Source organism: Planktothrix sp. PCC 11201 (assembly GCF_900009135.1).
GTDB lineage: Bacteria > Cyanobacteriota > Cyanobacteriia > Cyanobacteriales > Microcoleaceae > Planktothrix.
In genome coordinates, this window is record NZ_LT797705.1 from 171,455 (window position 1) to 193,593 (window position 22,139).

The 22,139-nt window shown below is 40.4% G+C and carries 21 protein-coding genes; 10 read left to right on the forward strand and 11 right to left on the reverse strand.

Going from position 1 to position 22,139, the window contains the following annotated elements; translation table 11 throughout:
- Window positions 1-132: 132 nt before the first annotated feature.
- The 3 genes from PL11201_RS16895 to PL11201_RS16905 are packed head-to-tail and all read right to left on the reverse strand — an operon-like array spanning window position 133 to window position 5,605.
- Window positions 133-1,707, reverse strand: coding sequence for a TniQ family protein (locus PL11201_RS16895; protein WP_079680070.1), 1,575 nt, complete (start codon window positions 1,705-1,707; stop codon window positions 133-135).
- A 5-nt stretch (window positions 1,708-1,712) separates the two neighbouring features.
- Window positions 1,713-2,879, reverse strand: coding sequence for an AAA family ATPase (locus tag PL11201_RS16900; RefSeq protein WP_079680071.1), 1,167 nt, complete (start codon window positions 2,877-2,879; stop codon window positions 1,713-1,715).
- Window positions 2,880-2,881: 2 nt separating this feature from the next.
- Window positions 2,882-5,605, reverse strand: a complete 2,724-nt coding sequence (locus tag PL11201_RS16905; protein WP_079680072.1) for a TnsA endonuclease N-terminal domain-containing protein — start codon at window positions 5,603-5,605, stop codon at window positions 2,882-2,884.
- Window positions 5,606-5,768: 163 nt separating this feature from the next.
- On the opposite strand from PL11201_RS16905, the gene PL11201_RS16910 reads away from it, so the two are divergent.
- Window positions 5,769-6,206 carry an SNF2 helicase-associated domain-containing protein gene (locus PL11201_RS16910; RefSeq protein ID WP_234996742.1) on the forward strand — a complete coding sequence of 146 codons (438 nt, stop codon included), beginning with the start codon at window positions 5,769-5,771 and terminating at the stop codon, window positions 6,204-6,206.
- Here the strand turns inward: PL11201_RS16910 and PL11201_RS26140 are convergent.
- Window positions 6,150-6,515 (reverse strand): hypothetical protein, encoded by a 366-nt coding sequence (locus PL11201_RS26140; RefSeq protein ID WP_144017796.1) that lies wholly within the window; start codon window positions 6,513-6,515, stop codon window positions 6,150-6,152. The two genes, PL11201_RS16910 and PL11201_RS26140, sit on opposite strands and share 57 nt — an antisense overlap.
- 97 nt (window positions 6,516-6,612) lie before the next feature.
- Here PL11201_RS26140 and PL11201_RS27135 point away from each other — a divergent pair, with 97 nt between their 5' ends.
- The 5 genes from PL11201_RS27135 to PL11201_RS16935 all read left to right on the forward strand — a co-directional run bounded on the left by PL11201_RS27135 (window position 6,613) and on the right by PL11201_RS16935 (window position 13,294).
- Window positions 6,613-6,909: an MATE family efflux transporter gene (locus PL11201_RS27135; RefSeq protein ID WP_079680074.1), complete on the forward strand. Its 297-nt coding sequence runs from the start codon at window positions 6,613-6,615 to the stop codon at window positions 6,907-6,909.
- A gap of 43 nt (window positions 6,910-6,952) precedes the next feature.
- Complete coding sequence (locus PL11201_RS16920) at window positions 6,953-8,059, forward strand: IS630 family transposase (protein ID WP_079678947.1); 1,107 nt, start codon at window positions 6,953-6,955, stop codon at window positions 8,057-8,059.
- Between the two features lie 6 nt (window positions 8,060-8,065).
- The gene (locus PL11201_RS16925; RefSeq protein WP_255377703.1) at window positions 8,066-9,142 is read left to right on the forward strand and encodes an MATE family efflux transporter; all 1,077 of its coding nucleotides are present in this window, start codon (window positions 8,066-8,068) and stop codon (window positions 9,140-9,142) included.
- Between the two features lie 108 nt (window positions 9,143-9,250).
- Window positions 9,251-12,418: a DEAD/DEAH box helicase gene (locus tag PL11201_RS16930; RefSeq protein WP_079680076.1), complete on the forward strand. Its 3,168-nt coding sequence runs from the start codon at window positions 9,251-9,253 to the stop codon at window positions 12,416-12,418.
- A gap of 36 nt (window positions 12,419-12,454) precedes the next feature.
- Window positions 12,455-13,294 (forward strand): SWIM zinc finger family protein, encoded by an 840-nt coding sequence (locus PL11201_RS16935; RefSeq protein ID WP_079680077.1) that lies wholly within the window; start codon window positions 12,455-12,457, stop codon window positions 13,292-13,294.
- Between the two features lie 18 nt (window positions 13,295-13,312).
- Here the strand turns inward: PL11201_RS16935 and PL11201_RS27540 are convergent, their stop codons facing one another.
- The 5 genes from PL11201_RS27540 to PL11201_RS16955 all read right to left on the reverse strand — a co-directional run bounded on the left by PL11201_RS27540 (window position 13,313) and on the right by PL11201_RS16955 (window position 16,701).
- Window positions 13,313-13,369: a hypothetical protein gene (locus PL11201_RS27540; RefSeq protein ID WP_231516628.1), complete on the reverse strand. Its 57-nt coding sequence runs from the start codon at window positions 13,367-13,369 to the stop codon at window positions 13,313-13,315.
- Window positions 13,370-13,396: 27 nt separating this feature from the next.
- Window positions 13,397-13,501, reverse strand: coding sequence for an element excision factor XisH family protein (locus PL11201_RS27360; protein WP_144017800.1), 105 nt, complete (start codon window positions 13,499-13,501; stop codon window positions 13,397-13,399).
- A 117-nt stretch (window positions 13,502-13,618) separates the two neighbouring features.
- Window positions 13,619-15,403, reverse strand: a complete 1,785-nt coding sequence (locus tag PL11201_RS16945) for a DNA glycosylase AlkZ-like family protein (protein ID WP_234996744.1) — start codon at window positions 15,401-15,403, stop codon at window positions 13,619-13,621.
- Between the two features lie 203 nt (window positions 15,404-15,606).
- On the reverse strand, window positions 15,607-16,209 hold the full coding sequence (locus PL11201_RS16950; protein ID WP_079680080.1) for a hypothetical protein: 603 nt from the start codon (window positions 16,207-16,209) through the stop codon (window positions 15,607-15,609).
- A 225-nt stretch (window positions 16,210-16,434) separates the two neighbouring features.
- The gene (locus tag PL11201_RS16955) at window positions 16,435-16,701 is read right to left on the reverse strand and encodes a hypothetical protein (RefSeq protein ID WP_079680081.1); all 267 of its coding nucleotides are present in this window, start codon (window positions 16,699-16,701) and stop codon (window positions 16,435-16,437) included.
- Between the two features lie 12 nt (window positions 16,702-16,713).
- Here PL11201_RS16955 and PL11201_RS16960 point away from each other — a divergent pair, with 12 nt between their 5' ends.
- Together PL11201_RS16960 and PL11201_RS16965 are read left to right on the forward strand one after the other, a co-directional pair.
- Window positions 16,714-16,956, forward strand: coding sequence for a hypothetical protein (locus tag PL11201_RS16960; protein WP_231516620.1), 243 nt, complete (start codon window positions 16,714-16,716; stop codon window positions 16,954-16,956).
- Window positions 16,957-16,970: 14 nt separating this feature from the next.
- Window positions 16,971-17,444: a PIN domain-containing protein gene (locus PL11201_RS16965; protein WP_234996745.1), complete on the forward strand. Its 474-nt coding sequence runs from the start codon at window positions 16,971-16,973 to the stop codon at window positions 17,442-17,444.
- 38 nt (window positions 17,445-17,482) lie between these two features.
- On the opposite strand, the gene PL11201_RS16970 is transcribed toward PL11201_RS16965, so the two are convergent.
- Window positions 17,483-17,950, reverse strand: coding sequence for a helix-turn-helix domain-containing protein (locus PL11201_RS16970; RefSeq protein ID WP_079680084.1), 468 nt, complete (start codon window positions 17,948-17,950; stop codon window positions 17,483-17,485).
- 60 nt (window positions 17,951-18,010) lie between these two features.
- Here PL11201_RS16970 and PL11201_RS16975 point away from each other — a divergent pair, with 60 nt between their 5' ends.
- Together PL11201_RS16975 and PL11201_RS16980 are read left to right on the forward strand one after the other, a co-directional pair.
- On the forward strand, window positions 18,011-18,904 hold the full coding sequence (locus tag PL11201_RS16975; protein WP_079680116.1) for a tyrosine-type recombinase/integrase: 894 nt from the start codon (window positions 18,011-18,013) through the stop codon (window positions 18,902-18,904).
- A gap of 239 nt (window positions 18,905-19,143) precedes the next feature.
- On the forward strand, window positions 19,144-20,316 hold the full coding sequence (locus tag PL11201_RS16980) for an MFS transporter (protein WP_079680085.1): 1,173 nt from the start codon (window positions 19,144-19,146) through the stop codon (window positions 20,314-20,316).
- 483 nt (window positions 20,317-20,799) lie between these two features.
- On the opposite strand, the gene PL11201_RS16990 is transcribed toward PL11201_RS16980, so the two are convergent.
- On the reverse strand, window positions 20,800-22,134 hold the full coding sequence (locus PL11201_RS16990) for an IS701 family transposase (protein WP_079676739.1): 1,335 nt from the start codon (window positions 22,132-22,134) through the stop codon (window positions 20,800-20,802).
- Window positions 22,135-22,139 lie beyond the last annotated feature (5 nt).

Below are 22,139 nucleotides of genomic sequence, written 5' to 3' on the forward strand. Positions count from 1 at the left end.
TGAGCAACATGAAAAAATGTCATTGGAAGGATAATATTGCCGTTTCGGCAAGTTTATGCTTCCAATTGACTCCGGCAAATATATGCTTCCAATTGGATGGGAGATGTCAGAAAATATTTCACAAATCAGAATTCACTCATAACCAAGAGAACGTTGTACTTGGCGCAAAACATCCTGAGCATAGCGATTGAGCATTACACCAGGCTTTTGGAGAAGTTCTGCCACTCTACATCGAGTCGGCTTATATCCTTGTGAGTGAATCTGTAAAGCAATAGTCTGAATTTCTTGAAAGATGCGATTTCTTTCTTCCAAACCACAGGCTTGAACATAATCTTTGTAACGCCTAGCAATTTGGCGCGACAGAGAAGGGAAATAAGTGTATAAATAGCTGTTATTTTTGTAGCCAAGCCGTCGGACAACTTCTAGTAGAGACGGAGGTGGCAATTCTTCTAATGCTGCTTCTAAAACAGGTTGAATTCTTTGTTGACGCTCCAGTTTTCGATAAGCAGCATGATTGAGTTGAATTTGAGAGCAGAGGTTGGGAAAATGATATTGTAGAACTAAAGAACGATAGTTAAGACGGCGTGCAACATCCTGCAAGGATGGTGGTGGGGACTCCTGAAGTACCTGTTGAAGGACTAACTGAATAACTTGTAATTTTTCTAAATCTAATCTTCTTAAATGTTTTCTCGTTTGAGAAGCTGGAGAGGGTAAAATTACAGATTGGTTCAAGCCATCATCAGCTAAGAATTCTTCAGTTAAAAAATCCACCAGAGAGATTTGTAACCGCTCTGTGAATTGTAATAGTTTATCAAGTTGCGGTAGAGTTGCGCCCTGATACCAACAACTCAATGTTGCCACATGAATTCCTACAAAGCGAGACAAAGCAGTAACATTACCTCCATAAACTTGATGAATATAACGAGAAAATATTTGCTGAAGTTTATAGCCTTCAATAGGTAAGTCATGACCAGATGCTAACGTAATTAATTCGCCAACATTGTTGAGTATATAACTGAAGTGATTGTCAAAGGTTTCTCCTTCCCTTAAGCCAGCAACAGCTTTTTTGCTAGAGCGTTTTCCTAACCAATGACCACATTTATTACAATATCCAGGTCGCGAGTTTCTACAAAGAACTAACTGCTGCTGATGACAATAAGGACACTTAGAGAGTAGAGGATGATGGTGGGAGGGACAAAACTCAATAATTTTAATTGACCACAGCAGGGGTTCATAGATAGTTTGTTCAGTATTTAGCCATTCTTGATAACAAATAGGACACCAAGCACGAATGGGACGGAGTAAGCTTCTTTTAGAAACAATTTCTGCTAATGGGAGTAAGGTAAGAAAACGCAAATCCTTCTGTGAGGTGAGAGCTTCTAAAGCCATTACTAGATGCGTCGCCGTCAACCCCATACCATTAATTGCAGTTCTATCTCTGTCAATCCCACATACTTTACTAATACTCTCAAATTGAGCGAATGATAGCCCTTTTTCTCTCCTAATTAGGGGAGCAATTTCAGTGAGAAGCACTTGAGAGACATTAACACAGTGTTCTTGAGCAAGTCGAATTAAGTAACTCGTTAAGCTTTCTGTATATGGAGTGCCAACTCCAATTGGTTCTAAATGATAAAAACGACTTCTAGGAGGAATTGTAGGTTTTTGCACATCCCAAGATGGATAGAGAGTAAGTTGAAATTGTTCCATATTACTTAACTCCTACAAGGGTATCGCTTGGGTTTAGGTTGACCGACTGGTTTGGGTCTTTTTCTGTTTAAATTGTTGCCCGAAGGGAATGAGGGAAATAGCTGCGAATTCAGGTTACTTTGTCCGGGTGTTACTGACAACCCTAGTTCAGCACGTAGTTGTTCAACTTCGGCTTCAATTTGAGCATGATTGTACTCACCCTCCTTAATTTTCTTAAGTATATTCCGGCATTGAGCCACTCCTAAAGCTCGTCGCTCTAAATGTTTTTTTCCTACAGTCACAGCACCTTCTGCTATCGCATCTGCTAGGGCATTTCTCAACCAATTCTTAAGAATACCCACACAGCCTAAACTCCGCTCATAACAATAGTCCCAATTTGATACTAAATCGGGTGCTTCTGGTAATGGCAGATGTAATTGAAAACCCCAAACCACACTTTGGAATATTTCTCTATCTTCTTTAATATCAGCACGATATCGAGGAAAATGTACATAAACACTACGTCGGCTTAACTGGTCGCCGACATCGTGCAGAGTGAGTAATTCATAAGTCCCAACTAACCCATGAACTACCTCAGTACGGTTAGCTAATGACTTAATTGCTTCTGGTAAATCTGTGAGTTTGCGTCCACTGGCAAGCATCAGTAGGTGGTGCGCTTCATCAATAAAAAAGATTTTCGGTTTTCGATGTTTTAAAGCTTGTTCTAAGGCCCAAGCTAAATCTGTTTCAATCACTTTAGATTCAATGATAACTTGGCCCTTGTCATTTCGATAGATTCCTCTTGTCCCATAGTCTATCTTCTGGTCAATCAAGGGTTCGTTGAGAGCAAATAAACAACGTTTAATATGGTCTTTGGAGTTAAATAGCCCTGATTTTTGGATGACGGCTTCAACACTAGCAACTGGTATGCAACCTGGGTTAGTTTCTAGTTCTTCTAACGTTGACTCAATCAACCATTTTTCAATCAACAATCGCAAAGTTGTTTTTCCAACTCCAGTCGGCCCATAAATAAAAATCACCCGCGATTCTCCCGACTGATTAACTAACAATTTGAGTAAATTGACGGCTTCGTCTAAGCGGGGATGCGCCATTGTGTAGTTGTCAAAGTAAGCCAATCTCTCTTCTGGAGATTGGGTCAGTAGAGATGGAGGAAATTGTTGGGGATAAGACATAATTAATAAGAGTCAAAAAGTTGCAGTTCCTGGGGATTAATCGAGAGACTGTTGGCACTGGGTTGGAAGGGTGAAGAACTCTCTTGAGTTGCAGGACAGATAATTTCTGATTCTGGCGATTGGCTATCAATTTGATTGGTCACAATTCCATAATCAATGACTCGAAAAACTTCGGTCATCTGAGCATCCATCAGTCGTTGTGAGAGTAGAACTTCCTCTGCCTCTGCACTGGTTAAAAATTCCGCTAACTTTTTGGCTCTAACTAAGAATTGCTTTTGATGATTTTGTTGTCGTTTTTGTAACTCGGCGGTGGCTAACCAAATCTCTTTTTCTGAGCGTCCTTTCAGGATGGAATAATATTCGCTAATACACTTAACCCATTGACCTCGGACATAAGCATAGGCAGTACCCGCATCAAATGGGTCGTATCTAATATTGACATAAGTGTGATGAATTTCTGGGTCTTTAAAGGTATTAGACCAGTAGCGAATACCTCGAATTTGTATTCCTTGGCTGGGATGAACTTTGACTTGTCCTTTGGGTGTACTTGGTAAGGTTAATAGTTTCCAGTTTTCGTCATTACAAATTTGCCGATGGGAACGATTGCCGTATTCTGCTAACCCCGTTGTCAAAGCTGACTGAGGGGAAACTCCCAAAGCTGGATGTGGGGTGGTATCGTACTCTGAGTAAGCCCATTGGCATAAATACTGGTACAAACTACCTAAAGTCCACACTGCCAAATTCTTCGGATTAACTGATTTGGTGACTAACCTAACGTTTTTTGTGATTTGGGTATTCCCTGTCAGATTGTAGAGGAACTGGGTATTGGCAGTGCCAAATAATCGTTCACAAACTCCACTAAATCGTGATGCTGCTGGTGGTCGATGTTTGAGCGTGCATTCAAACCAAGCTAATAAGCTTTCAAAGTAGATACTGTGAAACTCTTTGCCGTTGTCGGTGATGATAATTTGCGGTAGGCGAGAATGCCGCATGACGCCAATTCGCAGTACCATCATACAACTGCGATAGGAAGGCGGGTCAAAAGTCATATAAACGGCTAGAATTCTCCGGCTGTAGGCATCGACGAGAAAGGTAGCCCAAGGTCTACCCAGTACCAGTCCGGTTTTTGAACACCGTAGCTCTATATCAAGCTGGGTATGGTCAATATGACCAATCTCGAAGGGGCGGTCTCCATGTCGGGGTGTGGTCAGTTCTAGCTCCCAGTAAAAAGGTTGCTGCGGGTAAGCGGCTCTTTGTCCTTGCCGCTTCAGGGTTTGAGTGTAGCCTGAATGTCGTTTGATTTCTTGAATGAATGTCTTGTAGCTAGGAATTTGATTCTCTGGAATTCCGGCAGTTGAGCAGGCGTGGACAAAAGCTCCATAAACTTCTGATTTTCGTTTTTGTTTATGGGTTTCGTAATCTTGAGTAATAAACTTGGTCATCAATTCTAAAATCTGTTGGGGCAGTTTGCGGTAGCGGTTGCCCTTGGCATGAGAGGTTGTTAGCAATCCGATGTAGCCATAGCCGTACTTTTGCTGCGCGATGCGATATTTAGCCTGCCAGTCTCGCAAGGTGCGTTCTGGTATAGTTTGATTTTCTGTTGGTTGACCGGAAAAATGGGCTTGGAGTATCCGGTAGCGCCGATTGGCTTTTTCTAAATCAGCCGGGTTGGCTTTCTTGAGTAAATCTGTGATTTGTTCGCTCAAAGGGCTGGAGTTAGTAGTAGTTAAAGCTGTGATTTTTCCTAACTGAAGAAGGCGGTTAAACTCTGCGTTTCCCAATTCAACTAATTCCCCTAACTGATTACGCAAAGTAATTTCTGTTTCACCACTTTGAACTATGAAATAGCTTCTGCCATCCCAACAAATTGGTGTAGAGGGTACTAGGTCTACTATGGGTAGACTAATAGTATCCATTGAAGATGACGACTTCAGTGATTGATAGGTTTGTGCTGTGGTACGGTCTGGAAAAACTTTACAGTTTTGGGGTTCAACTAGAGGGGCTGCACTGAGGTCTACATAGATTTGTTCGGTGGCAATTAGGGAATAAATTTCATCGGGTTTTATTCCCCAATTTTGATGCAATAACTGATTGAGTGCAATTCCTGGTTGGCTATTGATTATGCTAAGTAGCAGTTGAGTTGTTGCTGTTTCTATCGGAGGATATTCACTTCGGTAATAGTCTTCTAAAAAGATGATGTTGCGTTGTAACACCCAATTTATTTGAGCATCTGACCAGACACAAAATTCCATTCCCACTTGGGCTGCGTATTCTGTAGCCAAGGGCATTTCCCACTGACCATTTTCTCCAGAACTGTAAAGCTTTGGTTGTTTTTCTACTTTCTTTTTCAGTTCTTTTTCTGTTTTACACTCTATCCATCCAGCACTGGTTCTTCTGAGTACAAAAAAGTCGGGAGTGTAGAAAAAGCAGATGTTTCGACCAGTTGGTGACTGATATTGCAGCTTGATTGATGGTGGTTGGTCGTAAAATTCTAAAATATTCCAATCGTGTTCTAGTTGGTAGATTAATGCTAACTCTAGCTTGTGGGATTCAAACTGAATGCTTCTACCCATTTTCTGACTGGGATAAAATCCAGAAATATTTTTTCTACCTCCACCTACACGGCGTGCTGGTTCACTGCTGCGGATGATTTCTATTGTCTTTTTTTGCAGTGCCGATAGGTTGTTCCGATTACACCAGTTATCGAACTCTTCTTTTGTGAGCATACTGGCATCTCCAGCTTGGGTTTTAGATGCGACTCACAACTAATGCCTTGTTTTTTCTTGGGTAGTGAGGTAAAGCTTTTACCTCCAAGTCTCCTTGGCACTGGCTTGAGTGCTTGACTTAATCTTACTTCTTCATCTTTTGAAAAAATNCTCCTTTAAGCTGTTGTTAAAAGATTACTGGAAACAAACTCAAAAAAAGAAAAAAGAACTGTACAATTATGTAGGAAAAGATTTTGAGAAATACCTGTTACTTAATTTAGGATATGCCGCCAGAATGTATCCTAAACTTTGGCAGGGATTAGAAACAGATCAACCCGTTGGATTAGAATTAAATCTGATTGAAGCCTTTGAATTTCTCAAAGAAAGTGCCTGGATACTCGAAGATTCAGGATATAAAGTCATCATTCCCGCTTGGTGGACACCCCAAGGTCGTCAGCGCGCTAAAATTCGTTTAAAAACGTCTNAAAAAGCATATGAAGTGGTAGTGATGCCGCCTGTCAGCATCGCCCTTTATAATTATCAACACCAACGAAAGCACTTATGCTTAGAGGAACTTAATCCTAATCAAGTGACTTATTTTCCTAAATACATGAGAGAATAAATCAGCTAAATTCAAAGAACTTCGTTCATTTTCGCGTTGCTCTAAGGCTTCAACAGCAGCATCGCAATACTTTTTTGCCTCCATCAATGCGAATGATTCCTCTGGATTTGGCGGAGGGTTTATCTTCTCCAACTGCTGAAAATGATTATAAGAGTATCCGTCAAAACTTCCCGCCAAATACTCACCATTAACTCGGACAGTGAAGTGAGTCGAACCCACTCCCTCCGGTGCAAAACTGGAGTGCTTATAAATTTCAATTAAATAGCCTTTGTAAACTTCTTCATAAACCTTTTCAAAATATCCCGTCATAAAATTTAATGTTATCCTTACAAAAGGTTTTGAGAGAACATGAGTAAATCAAGTTTTCCTCTAATATTTTAAACAGAAAAATTAAAACAAGTTTTTTATGTCAATTCAGCCAACATCTAATCTTAATGAACCCGATTTCAAGCATCGCTTCTTCCAACTATCCGTCGTCAATATTTTATCTAATCTGATGGTTCCCCTGTCCGGTTTAGTGGATATTGCTTTTTTAGGACACTTAGCAGAAATTCGTCATTTAGCTGGGGTGGCGCTCGCTGCTGTCTTATTTAGCTATATTTACTGGACATTTGGGTTCCTCCGCATGGGGACAACAGGCACAACAGCCCAAGCTGTGGGACGTTCTGACTCTGATGCAGTCCTAAGCTGCTACGCAGCTTGATTGTATAATAGAAGATTAAGTATTTTTAGGGATATAACCCCCAATGCCAGCCAAAAATCATCTGTCTAAAGAGCAAAAAGAAAGATTACTTAAAGAAATGAAAGAAAATCAAAATGCTCAAATTAGAGAAAGGATTTTAATTTTATTATTAATGAATGAGGGAAAAACCTATCAAAAGATAGCCAATTTTTTAGAAATTTCCTATCCGACAGTAGCGTACTGGGCTGTTCATGGTGATCCCGATAAAATGGAGAGTTTTATAGATGGAAGAAGCCAAGGAAACTTTCGGAAAGCTACGGCTGAATATGAAGAAATGTTACTAAAAGTAGTAGAAAAAGAACCATCAGAATACGGATATGAATTTGGGAGATGGACAGGAAATAGATTAGCAACATATTTAGAGCAAGCAACAGGAATTAAGTTGAGTGGCTCTCAAGTCAGGAGAATATTACAAAGAAAAAAGTACGTTTACCTTTGGGCAAAGTACAGCTTAGAGGACAAACAAAATCCGGTACACAGGAAAGCATTTAAAGAGAAATTGTTAGAGTATTTAAAAATAGAAAAAGAATCACCTGAACGCTTGCAAGTATGGTTTTGGGATGAAGTAGGATTTAGTTTGAGAGTAATAAGAAGAAAAACCTGGGGGAAAAAGGGAAGCCGAAAAAAAGTAACAGGACAAAGAAGGAAAGGAAGAGTAAATCTAATGGGAGGGTTAAGGTATAGCGATAAAAAAAGAATAAATTTTGTGATTAAGAAAGGAGAATCGGAGACCTTTTATCAACAAATCAAAGCTTTACATAATTGGATTGTTGAAGAATGGATAGAGTCGGGAAAATTAGCCGAAGAATTTTTAGAAACTGGGCCTAAATTAGTAATAATTTTAGACAATGCTAGTTTTCATAAAAAGAAAGAGATTTTAGAGAGAATAGAAGCAGAAATGCCGAATATTAGGTTAGAGTTTTTGCCCCCTTACAGCCCTGACTTTAATTTAATTGAATTGGTTTGGCACTCAGCTAAAGAATATATTGCTCATCGGCTATTTGAATCAGTAGAGCAGTTAGAAGAATTATTGAATAAATTGTTAAACGAAGGAGATTTAATCATTAATTGGTCTCGCAAAATTAAAAACAAAGGAAATGCTATTTATTAAATCAAGCTGCGTAGCAGCTTACTCGCCGGCTTACGCAATGGGTTACTCGCGTTAGGCTTAGGATTAACTATTTTAATTTTGCAGCATCCGTTGCGAGAGTTGGGATTTGCTTTATTAAATGCCACACCCGAAGTGAAAGCGTCAGGTCAAGCTTATTATGATGCCCTGATTTGGGGCGCACCTGCCACACTACTTAATTTTGTCTTGATGGGTTGGTTTCTCGGTCGTGAACAAGGGGGTAAAGTTTGGCTGCTGTCGGCCGTTGCTAACGGGGGAAACGTAGTCCTAGACTACTTATTCATGATGCAGTGGGGATGGGAAAGTGCCGGGGCGGGTGCTGCAACGGCGGCGAGTCAATACTTAATGTTGTTAGTTGGGATGATTTTAGTTAGGAGTGAGGGATGGTTTAGTAAAGTATCACGGGTTGGTTTTCGCATTTTTGAACGGGATGCCATGTTAGCCAATTTCAAACTAAACAAAGATATCTTGGTGCGAACCTTAGCTTTAATTTCTACCTTTGCGGTCTTTACTAATTTAAGTGCAGGTTTAGGAACTTTAGTGTTAGCAACGAATACATTATTATTAAAGGTTGTCAGTTTAGCTGCACACTTTATTGATGGATTAGCATTTGCAACTGAAAGTTTTGCTGGAATTTTTCAAGGTCAAGGTGCTAAAAATAAACAGGCGAATCTTTTGCGAATGTCTTGTGGTGTTAGTTTGGGTTTGGGTTTAATTTTCGCAACGGTATTTATAGTATTTCCCAGTTCTATTTTTCGACTGTTAACGAATCACTCGGATGTGATTGAAACAATTCAGGCGGATGTTGTTTGGTTAATCCCTGTGTTGGGATTTGGTTCAATTGCTTATATTTTAGATGGATATTTTTTAGGGTTAACAAAAGGTCGAATCTTGCGAACATCAATGCTCCTGTCAGCGATATTTGGATTTGCGCCTTGGGTTATTGCAGCTTGGCAATTCCGTAGTAATCAGATGTTATGGCTTGGGTTATCTTCATTTATGGCAGCCAGAACAATTACCTTGGGTTTGCAGGTACCTAAAACTTTAATTGACAATCGTGATTAATTTGACTGCACATTCAATTTTAGAAATTTAATGCCTTTTGGCAAGCTGATCGAGTATGATTGTTAGAACCCGATATAAAATATAAACAAATTAAAATAACATCTCACCATGAAAATCCTGCACGGAACCTGGATTCCTGAAACAACAGGTGATTTCATCGAACAAGGTGCATTTTACCTTTGGGTTGAAACTTCGACCCGCAAAACAAAGTCAAACCCGGACACACTCCATCCCCAACATCTGAAAGCATCGAGTTTAGAAGCATTTGTGCAAAATGAAATCGGGATTTCTGAAGATTATTCGCGTTTAATCTCGAATCGGATTTCCCTTAAATACTTTGCCCTGCCAACCCTTAATCAGCAACCGCTTCCTTCACCGGAATTAGCAAAATACTTAGAAACTGACCTAAACTTAGAATTTGAAGAATTTGCTACATGGGAAATTACAACTTATCAATTGGTATCTAGTCGGAATAAATTTAATTCCCTCAACACAATTATAAAACTTCTTAAAGAGATTCACTTCTTCGCTCAACAAAAACCCTCAGAAATGAGCCTCGGTTCTGACCTCTTCTTTTGGTATCACTATACCCAATTATTTAAACAAATTCTTTACAAAGATCAATATATCCCCGCGCTTAAATATCGTCAGCTTGCTTCTCCTAAAGCCAAAGGCAAACGTGCAACACAAACTCCATTATTTGAAATTTATTCCGGCTGGGAAATCATATCAGAACAATATCAATCTTTAATTACTCAATCTATCAACTCAATGCCTTTAGCCTGTGTATCAGGTTCTCTCGCTTCTCAAAATCCAATTAAATTTTATAGCAAAGAAACATTACTACGCCATTTTTCTGAATCTTTACTGCATCAAATTGTTACCCAAACTCCCTTAACAGCTAAGTTTAATCAACAAATTGCTGATACATTAGTGCATTATTGTATTCATCCAAATTCCCAGAATCCCAGAACCAGTTCAGCAGATTTGGAAGAATATCAACAGTGGTTAGTGTGGAAAGAAAAACTCACCCACAGCCAAACCGCAGCCGCCTTTGACCTGTGCTTTCAACTCCAAGAAGCCACTCACGAACAAGATAATTGGCTGATTCATTTTTCAGTTTCCTCGAAACAAGACCCCTCCTTTAAGCTGTTGTTAAAAGATTACTGGAAACAAACTCAAAAAAAGAAAAAAGAACTGTACAATTATGTAGGAAAAGATTTTGAGAAATACCTGTTACTTAATTTAGGATATGCCGCCAGAATGTATCCTAAACTTTGGCAGGGATTAGAAACAGATCAACCCGTTGGATTAGAATTAAATCTGATTGAAGCCTTTGAATTTCTCAAAGAAAGTGCCTGGATACTCGAAGATTCAGGATATAAAGTCATCATTCCCGCTTGGTGGACACCCCAAGGTCGTCAGCGCGCTAAAATTCGTTTAAAAACGTCTTCTCGTTCTTCAGGAAAAGCATCTGCCAGCAAAGGATTTTTTAATTTAGATACGTTAATTCAATATCAATATTCCCTATCCATTGGCGGTGAAGTTGTTACACCCAAAGAATGGGAACAACTTGTTAATGCTAAAACACCTCTGATTCAATTTCGGGGTCAGTGGATGGAATTAGGAACACAGAAAATGCAGCAGATGCTGGAATTTTGGCAAAAACACACCGAAGAACAACCGGAAATCAAGCTGTTAGATTTCGTCAAAATGTCGGCTTCCTTAGAAGATGAATTAGAAATCGAACATGACTCAATGATATCTGATTTGATGGGGAAATTGCAAGATAAAAGTCAACTTACGATGGTGGGTGATATTCCCCTATTGCAAGGAACGTTAAGGGATTATCAAAAACGGGGAGTATCCTGGTTACAATACTTAGAAAATTTAGGGTTGAATGGCTGTTTAGCGGATGATATGGGATTAGGAAAATCCGTTCAGGTGATTGCTCGATTAGTTCAGGAAAAAGAAACAACAGATTCTACTTTACCCACGTTATTAATAGCACCCACTTCAGTCATTGGGAATTGGCAAAAAGAGATTGAAAAGTTTGCACCCCATTTGCAAGCTATTATACATCATGGTAGCGGTCGAATTCAAGAGCTAGAAGCCTTTAAATCGACTTGTCTTAACTGTGATGTTGTGATCACGTCTTTTACCTTAGTTCGTCAAGATGAAAAATTATTCAATCATTTTGAATGGCGACGAATTGTTGTTGATGAAGCTCAAAATATTAAAAATCCTAAAACCGCTCAAACTCGTGCAATCTTAAAACTTTCGGCGCAATATCGATTAGCTTTAACGGGAACTCCCGTTGAAAATCGTCTCCTAGATCTATGGTCAATCTTTAATTTTTTGAATCCCGGTTATTTGGGAAAAGAAGCTCAATTTCGCAAATCCTTTGAAATTCCTATTCAAAAAGATAATGACCGGATGAAATCTGCAACTTTAAAGAAATTGGTAGAGCCGTTAATTTTGAGACGAGTGAAGACTGACCCTTTAATTATTAATGATTTACCTGATAAAGTGGAGCAAAAAGTGTATTGTAACTTAACCAAAGAGCAAGCATCTCTGTATGAAGCGTTAGTGAAAGATGTGGCTGAAAAAATTAATGAAGTTGAAGGGATTAAACGAAAAGGATTAATTTTATCGACGCTGATGAAGTTAAAACAAATTTGTAACCATCCGGCTCAGTTTTTACAGGATGGAAGTGAATTTTCGGCGGCGCGATCGCAGAAATTACAACGATTAGCAGATATGGCAGAAGAAGCTATTTCTGAAGGAGAAAGTTTATTAGTTTTTAGCCAGTTTAAAGAAGTTTGTGATGGTTTAGAACGACATTTTAAACATCATTATCATTATAATACCTATTATATTCATGGGGGTACAAATCGCACGAAACGCGAACAAATGATTACTCAATTCCAAAATCCTGAAACCGAACCTTCTGTCTTTATTCTCTCTTTGAAAGCCGGAGGTGTGGGAATTACTTTAACCAAAGCAAATCATGTATTTCACTTTGATCGCTGGTGGAATCCGGCGGTGGAGGATCAAGCAACGGATCGAGCTTTTCGGATTGGTCAAACTAAAAATGTATTTGTTCATAAATTTGTGGCTTTGGGAACTTTAGAAGAAAAAATTGACTTGATGATAGAAGATAAGAAAAAACTTTCTTCTCAGGTCATTGGTAGTGATGAATCTTGGTTAACAGAACTGGATAATGAAGCCTTTAAACAGCTTATTCAATTGAATAAGGTTGCTTTATTAGAGTAGTTAATTTTGTCGTGTTTAAAAGGAGTATGATTTATTATGGCTCAATTTAGTCGGACTTGGTGGGGAAAACAATTTATTGAAGCGTTAGAAGCTTTTAGTGACCCTGCACGTTTGGGTCGAGGACGTTCTTATGCAAGGAATGGTAAGATTCTCAAGTCGAGTATTGATCAAAATCGAATTACGGCAACCGTTAAAGGTTCAATTAATCCCTACTTTGGAGTTTATAAAGAACCCCGATATAAGATTAATATTGAAATTACACCGATTAGTTCTAGTGATTGGTCGAAAGCGATTCAACATTTGTCTTCAAAAGCGAGTTTTGTGTCTAAATTATTAATGAATGAAGTTCCTGATAATATTGAGGATGTGTTTTCAGATTTAGGTTTACATTTACTTCCCCAGAGTCAAAAGGATTTTAAAACGAGTTGTTCTTGTCCAGATTGGTCAAATCCTTGTAAACATATTGCGGGGGTTTATTATTTAGTAGCATCCCAATTAGATGATGATCCTTTTTTGCTGTTTGAATTAAGGGGTTTATCGAAAGATGTTCTCAAAGCTGAGTTATCTCAATCTCCATTAGGACAGATTTTATCTCAAGAATTGACAACCCAGGAAATTTCTGTACAACCCTCAACCTCTTTCTATACGACTGTTGAAACAGAAGGGGTTCCAGAGAAAATGAGTGCGCGGGAGTTTTGGCTAGGAACACATCGACTTCCTCAAGTTGTTGAAGAATCCTCTTCTGTGAGTTTACCTGCAATTTTGATTAAAAAACAAGGAGATTTTCCGGCTTTTTGGAAAAAAGAGCATTCTTTTATTCAAGTTATGGAGGAGTTTTATGAACGAGTCAAAACTAAAAATAAGAACTTGATTTAGCTTAGAAATGAAAAACTTTTAGCCGACAGCATAGTCGCTCATTTCCCGCATGAAAGGAGGATAAAAACCTAACACAATATTTTGTTTTGGTACGCCCAAAAACTAAATCTGCCGCAATGCAGCCCGATAATTAATATACTGCCCCAGCGCTGTATGAAACTCGGAAATCGCTGATGTATTAGCTAAAAAACTTTGGTTCTTCAGTATCTAGTATGCTAAAGATTTAGTCAAAGCTGTGGCTTCAATGGGATGGTCTACTCCTTGTTCAATTTTAGAAATGTTGTCTGATTAACCGCTCATAACTGCTCATAACCGCTCATAACTTCATGTATGGGGTGGTGCTAAGACATAAAAAGTTGCTCGGCTTTTACCTTGCCGAACGAGTCGCCCATCGTTGTAGAGTTTTTGCAGAAGGCGGGCTGCTGGATCTTTAGTTAATCGACAAAGCTGCATTACATCTGCTCGTTTAATTTGACCATACTGTTTTACATAGTTCATCACCAGTTGCTCGTTTTGCAGATCTGAAAAACCAACTTGTCGGGTATACTCTGCTTTGTTGCCTGCTGCTTGGTAAAGATTGGGAGCAAGGGTATAGGTACGGCTGCGCGTTATCCCATGCGCTTGAACTAGCCCAGCTTCATTCAAAATTTCAAGGGTTTTTCGAGCTTGATGAGTGTCTCGCTGGATTCGGGTTGCTAATTCATCAGCACTCAGCCGCTTGCTCTCTCGTAACGCTGAAAGGGCTATTAGGCTATCAATGGGTAAGGGTCTGGTTTGCTTGTTTTCCTCTTCAACGACTAACCGGAGAAATTCAAGATCCGCTTCAGCAGTGGAGAGGCTGAGGACAACGTTATGGCTATCGGTACGGCTGTAGTCTGGAGCGGTGCGGCCGTACCGAAGTAACCCGCGATAGATGTTATCAATACCACGACCTGAGCGCTCTACAATCCCTACTCGTTTCATGACATCGGCAAGGCGGGGATTGCGGGGACGAGGTTCAGTCGTCAGGAGGTTAGCAAGGGTGACACCATCGACTAGACCACCGGGGTTACTGATTACCAGGGCTTCGTCTTCCAGGCGAACGTGGATGGCTCCCCGTTGATGGTAATCCCGATGAACGAGGGCGTTGGCGATCGCCTCACGAAAAGCGCCCATATCAACTTTAGGTACAGGCACCCGAAACAGTCCAATTTGTAGCTCTTCTTCTGGGTTATAGGGGCGAAAGTTTGTTTGGAGCCAGTCTAGGGCTTTGAGGAGGGGGAAGCGCCGAAATTCGTTAAACCGCACGGCTTCCTGGGCTAAGACCTGAAAGGCGAATTCATGGGTGGGGACAAGCTCCCGCAGGGTAGGCTCCCGTCCGATCAGTAATAGTCCGGTTAGGGTGGGGATGCGACTCCCATCGGGCTGTCGAGCGGTTAAGCCCAAAGCACCATCCAGGGCTTCGTCATCCAGGTCGAGCAGGATGCGATCGCCCCCATAGATTTGAATGGCTTGGCGCAGGCGATCGCGTTCGATGGGATCAAAATCTTGGAGGGTACTGCCTGAAACGGGTTGGGCAGAGGCATCAAGGAGTCCGAAGGTCGTGGCGCGGCTGGTGCGCTCATGGGGCAACATGGGAACACATTCGGGAGTCCCGTCAGGACGCAAACGACGACGCACATACACCCCGTTGCTGGTGGCTACCTCACCCTTGGCTTGGGGGACTAAAATCCGAGCCACCTGGACACCCTGAATGGTGAGGCGATCAACTTGTACGGTGAGAGCGGGGGAGGTTCGTGCTGCGACCAGTCCGATAACACCTTCAACCATTTGATGGTCGGGATGTAACCCGGTGGGAGTGCCATCATCTTCAACGCCTAACCACAGTTCGCCGCCGTCGGTGTTGGCAAGGCAGGTAATTGCCTCGATCAGGTCGCGATCTGAAAGTTTGTTTCTGTCGCTTTTGAACTCAATGGTCAGGGTTTCCTGGGGTGGTAAGGCTGGAGTCATGGGTGGCGATCGCCTCCAGTTTGTAGTATGGGGGTAACTCGGACTTTGCCAGTGAGGAGGTCTTGCATAAGCCCCCGCTTCTGGCTTTGATATTTTGCGAGTGATACTTGTAATTCGCAAATTACCTGATTAGAATATTGTAACTTATTGGCGATATCTCTTGATTCTTATGAGGTGATATTAATGATGTACCCAACGCTGTATGAAACTCAGAAATTGCCGATGTAAAGCGCCAAAAAACTTTTAACTTCCACCGCAATTTTCTCCTCTCCTTGCTCTGAGCTAGAGGTGTAGTTCCAACCTAGTATACCAAATCCCAATCCTCAGCCATTCTGCACCATCCAAACCAAAAAGCCCAAAATTTGCTCAACCGGAGGGAGCGGATAATCAGTCAAATCAATCGTCACAGTTTGTCCTTCCAGTTTGAGAAACCGCCAAACTGTACCGCTCGTCACTGTTCCATAAATCGTTGAAATCGGCTGCTGCTTCTGTTGATTAAAGCGTTGTGCAGCTACCATCTCTGCTAAACATTGTCCCAACCCAGGTTTCAAATCTTCCTTCTTCGCTTCCACCAAAACCACCGCCGGGGCTTTAATAAACAACTGCTCTGGAGAACGACTTATCAGAAAATCGACATAACCTGTTAAATCAACCTCTGGCTGCACGTTGAATTCTTCACCGGAAAAAACACTAACTTGTCCCTTAAGCTGACGTTTAACTTCTAACAAAACGGGATTGATAATAGCTTCAGAACGAGCTTTTTCACTACTGACTGCGATCGCCCAAGGTAACGATTCTTTCAACGTATCTTTGAGCAAAGCAGTTGGATTAACTGGGGAAATCTCTGGGAGAAAGCGATCGCCTTCAACGATGGTGAGTTGAAAATCATCTACCGCTTTACTCAGTGTAAATTTACTATAAGGCATAAAGGTTTACGCAATTTATTTATCAATTTAAAAGCCCTCGAATTTGACACTCTCCTAACAGATTGTTGATGCCCTAAATTATACAACTTCTTGACAAGCTAATCGAGTATTGTTTTTAGGCTTATTTCTTTCTAACTGCTATTTAACTTGAGCCGGAAGGGGCGGTTGCACCTTAACTGGGAACAGGGATAATACTTCTGGCTGTTTCATGTCAGTTGTAAATGATTACAACCTCGGCAGTGCTATTGGAGTTTGTACTAATCCAGCAATTTTTTGAGCTAGTTGATTAAAGTCTCGGTAAGCACTTTGTACAGCTTGAAGATGAGCACCAATCGCTCCATCTGCGGGTTTAAGATGAAACATCGGTTTGTGAGCTTCTTGAGCCATTAGAGGTTTTATCTTGGTATAATCAACAAGGCGTTCGCTATTTAACGCCAGAAGAACAGTTAGGGTTGTATCGAGAACGGTTTGGAGAATTATAAATTTGTTCAATTTTAGGAGTAAATGATGACTTCTACAATAGCTTTACAAAATATCGCAGTTTCTTTACCTGTTTTTACGGACGTGGAACAGAAAGAACGATTTTTATTTGTTTTGGGTGCGTTAACCGTTAGAGTGATAAGTTTGAGGAAAGCTGCGGAAGTGATGAATTTAGATGAAGCGGGATTATTGCAAATTTTAGATTTATTAGGAATCGAATTTTCCTATTTAGAGGATGAAGATATTCAACGGGAAAAGGACTGGTAAACGTTGTGAAAATTGTGATTAACTCATCCCCGTTAATTTTTCTCGGTAAATTAGAGTTTTTAGAATTATTTCTGGAAACGGAGGATGAATTTTATGTCCCGACGGCTGTTATTGAAGAAATTCAAGCGAAGGATGATTTGATTATTTCAGTGATTAATCCGTTAATTGAAACGGGAAAACTTCAGGTGAGACGTACAACTTTACTGTCTTTATTAAACCGCATTAATCAAAGTTTAGGACAAGGGGAGTCGGAAGCGATCTCTTTAGCAACAGAACTGCAAGCAGATTATATCATATTAGATGACTTAGCGGCTCGAAAACAAGCGATTAATTTAGGATTAAATGTTAAAGGAACTTTAGGAATTATCAAAAAGTTAACCCAAACGGGTAAGATTCATATTACGGATAAAAATGAATTATATCAAAAACTCAGGGACATTAATTTTCGGGTGTCTCGGTCTGTTTTTGACGGGATTTTTTTGAATTAACTCCCTAACCTCAACAACCGCGAATCACCAACCCTTACTCAAGCTTTGTGCTTTCCATCCCGATAAGACTGACCACACATCGGACAAAACCGATATTGCTCAGACGTGATGGGATGAGAACATCCAGGACAGCGATCGCACAAAACCCCCCCACACAAAAAACAAAACTTAGCCCTGGGGTCAAGCCACCCCAACTCCGGCACTGTCCCCGGTGTCCAACAACACAGACACAGTTTCAGCGCCTGAGACACCTCCACCCCCGTTCCCCGCACCGCCGCCTCCAAATACGCCACCGGAACCCCCAACACCTGAGCCAGACCCCGTTTCGCCTTCTGACTCAAACGAGTCGTTAACCCCCGCTCAATCTTGCCAATACTTTGCAGATGCAACCCACACCCTTGCGCCAACTGCTCTTGACTCAGACGCTTCAGTCCTCGCAGCCGTCGCACGTATTCCCCCAGCGTTTCCTCGGGTTGGGGCAAAAATTCCGATGTTAAAGTGTGCATTAAAATATGCTAAAAACAGTAGTTATTAACCTCTTCTTATTTCAGCATAATTCCTGTTTTATGACAACCACAATTGCTACAATTGCCACCCAATTTTTACAGCGTCCTGAACTTTCCCCAGCCACCCGAAAGTCTTATGAACTCACCCTGATTCCCTTCCTACAACAGTATGGCTTTTGGGATCTCAAAACACTAGATCGCCAACAAGTACGTGACTACCTCGACTCCTTAACCCACCTGAGTTACACCACCCACCGTCGCCATCAACGTATCCTCATCGCCCTCATGAACTTTGCCGTAGATGAAGGCTACATCCCCCTCAACCCCATCGCCCGCCTCAAACCCAGAAAACCCGATGCCGAACAAGGAGAACACCACGAAGACAGCACGATCCGCTACCTCAAACCCCATCAACTCAACGCCCTGTATCAAGCCATCCGCCACCTCTCCAACTGGCGACTCATGGCATTAGTCCGTTTACTACACCGCAGTGGGGCCAGAGTTAGTGAAGTCCTCGCCTTAGATATCGACCAAATCAAATTCTCCGACCGCAAATTTCAAGTCATCGGCAAAGGCAATAAACGACGCTGGTGCTTCTACAGTGCCGATGCAGCCCAAGCCTTAGAACGCTATATTCAGGGAACTCGTCCTCCCCAGGCCACCGCCTTATTTGTCGCCCAGCACCCCAAAACCCTCCAGATCAGTCGCCTCAGCTACAGCCAAGCCTATCAAGACTGGAAAGACGCGATCGCCATAGTCCCTACACTTCAAGACGCTAGATTGCATGACTTAAGACATACTTTTGCCACCGAGCGAGTCGGGTTAATGGGCTTAGAAGAATTACGGGCGTTGATGGGACATAGTAGTATTCAGACGACCTTACAGTATCAAAAAGTGACATCAGAGAAAGCGGAACTAATTGCTCAAACAGCCTTAGACAAATTGCTGGACTAATTGAGCTAAAAAGCTGTTAATTTACCTTAAAATCAAGAGTATTAATACTACTCTGGAAGAAGGGGAAGAAGACAAATGTTGATAAAAAAATCAAGATTTAGCCTGTCAAGCACAGATAAACACTTCTCTAATTCTCAAGCTTTTTAACCAAAAAATAGCTAAAAACAGGAAGGATTACAACTAGAATATTGACATTAATTGTCTCTTCCCTCTTTTGATGTATATTACTGGAAATAATCATGCAACACGTTTCTAGCCCAAAATCAATAGTTCTCTTTTCAACCCGACTATTGACACTGTATCTACTCTCTTTGTTATTCGGTATTGCTCTCGGTTTATTCCATCCCCTGATGTCAACCTTTATGAAACAACAACAGGTTAACCAAATTTGGATTGGAATTAATTCTACTGTTTATTTTTTGGCGATCGCCCTTGCTACCCCCTTGGCTAATCAGCTTTTACGCCTACGAGGAATTCGCCCCGTTTTATTATTAGGGTTGTGGTTAATGGGGTTGAGTTCATCTTCATTCCCTTTCACTTCTGAACTATTCTTATGGCACATTATTCGAGTTTTGATGGGGTTTGGAGTGTGTTTTTTTTTAATAGGAGGACAAACAGCATTAAATCATTTTTCCCATAAAACTAACCGAGTAAGAGTTAGTGGCATTTACTTTATGGCCTTGGGTTTAGGGTGCATTATTGGGACAAATTTAGGATTACATTTTTACAAAATTTCACCTCAATTAGCTTTTCTAATAGGTGGAATTATTGTCCTGACTTCTTTTGCAATTGTTTGGTGTTATTTTCAAGAGAAATTAACTCTGGAAACCTCATCAAGCACCCTGTTATTACCCTTGCTCAAACAGCTTAAATTTCCTATTCATTGTGCATTTGGCTATGGAATGGCAGAAGCAACTTTAATTACCTTATATCCAGTTTTTCTACTCGATCAAAACTATAGTGTAGAACAAATGGGTTTCACCCTGTCTATCTTTGGACTGGGTAGTCTTTTAAGTACTGTCCCCGTAACCAACTTGGCTGATAGCCTGGGGAAAATTAAAGTGTTATCTGCTTGTATTTTCGTCAGTATTCTTACCAGTTTAGGCTTAAATTTAATTGATAACTATGGGTTAATCTTGATGTTTTCAATGTTAGCAGGTGCCAGTATCGGCCCCGTTTATCCTATCTGTTTAGCATTAATTGGAGAACAGGTTATTTCCAAAGATTTAAGTGCGGGAATAGCTTTGTTTACCACAACCTACTCTTTAGGAAATGCAGCAGGCCCAATCCTGTCTTCTTTAATGATGGAAATGTTAGGTAATCGTTTCATCTTTAGTGCGTTTATTCCTCTGTATATCTTCTTATTACTGCAAATCAGAACCAGAGGTAAAAAACAACTGAAGTTTAAATAATATATGAAGAAACTTCTTCATCCTAACATTAATAGCTAAAATTGTAACATTTTTCACTGTTTAATTCATTTTTTGTAAATCTTGCTCCAAGCTTACTCAGCTTTGGTCATACAGAAATTAGTTTAACTTCTCCCGGTAATCCTGATCCTTATTATGGAGTGGGTTGCAATAGCAGTCCCAAAGACAGTGATGCCACTCGAACTGCAACTTTAACGGCGATCGCACCGAGATATGTGTAAAATGGTGCAAAATGAGTCTTAATCTATTACTCTATATGGGTTTTAGTCGGGCGCGTACATTTTCGTGCCATTACTACGGAAATAATGGCAGTGCTGCAGGAAGAACCCATGTTTCTTTACAGATTGGGGGTAACTCCCCCAAAAACTCAAGCCGGAGTTAAATGGCAGTTAGAGCAACATCCCAGTCTGAGATTATATCCCTCTTCTGTCAGTCTCCGAAACCAACAAGTAATAAAAAGTAGAGTTATCCATTGGGAAAATAAGATTGAAATTGATTAATATTCTGAATTAATTTATGAAACCCAAGCAATAAATAACGATCAGGAAAAACATCTAACCACGGGGCAATCAACCACAATATAATAGTAGGCTGAATTATTAAACGCAAATTATTTAAAACATTTTTCCATCCCTCTTTATGATTCCATTGTTGGTGATTCGAGCAATCTGTGGTGTTTTTTTTGCTCTCCGATTCTCTGGGACTTCCTTGACTTAAAGACCGGAAAACTTCGGAGTTGAAACTAATCATTAAATACACACAGAAAATGATTTCCCACCATTTTTCTATATCTTGAAAATCCGTCAACCGATAGTCAGTCCAACCCAGTTCTTGTTTACATTGTCGAAATCCATATTCCACCCATGTTCTTAACCCGTATAAATTACCTAATGTCTTTTTTATCTGGTTCCTATTTTCTGTTAAATTTGTCATGACAAATGAAGTTGAGGCTTCTGGCATTGTTTCTGGATCTGTGGTGATTTCCCAATAGGTTCTCGGACTTCTTTTTCCAAATATAATTTCTCTAATATATCGGGTTTCTGATTCTCCATTGCTAAAAACTCTCTCAAATTTACACCATTTGTTTGCTCTAACTTTCTCCTCGCTTGACATCCAGACTCCATGATTACTTCTTATTGCCAGCACCCAAGGTAATCCAAATTTATCTAATGTACTGATAAACGAACTACTTTCACCATAAAGGCTATCTGCTAATACCAATTCAATTTGAAATCCCAGTTCAACCAACTCTGTTAGGATTTCTGATGCGATTTCAATCTTAGTTTTGTAGACATCTCCTTCTTTTAATGTTCCTTTGGGTTTAAATACTCTAAACACTAAAGGAAAAGTTATATTTTTATAAACACCGTAAGCATTAACTGATACTATTCCCCGATCTATTTTGCCCACACTTCCCAAGTATTGTCGGGCTACATAGTCGGTTTTTTTACCCTTTCTCCTATCTCCTGTTTCATCAATTATTACTATAATCTTCTCTTCTTTCAATGCTTTTAGAGTTCGAGCTAATCTTCTTTCCTTTAATTCCCTTGCTGACCAAGGCGAATTGGCTAAAAAATGATGGAGTGATTGCGGCGACCTAATTCCTACTATTTTAGCAATTTCCGGTAAAGATTTTCTCGGAATTGGTGAGATGATTCCTAGATGTAAGTATTTAAAACATTCGTAACTTCTAACTTCAGGGAATAGGTCTTTATAACCTTGACAATATTCATCAATCACTGAAACTGTTGGTTGTGCATCTCTGGCTAAATGTTTGATAATCTGTAATTCTACATCCATTACCC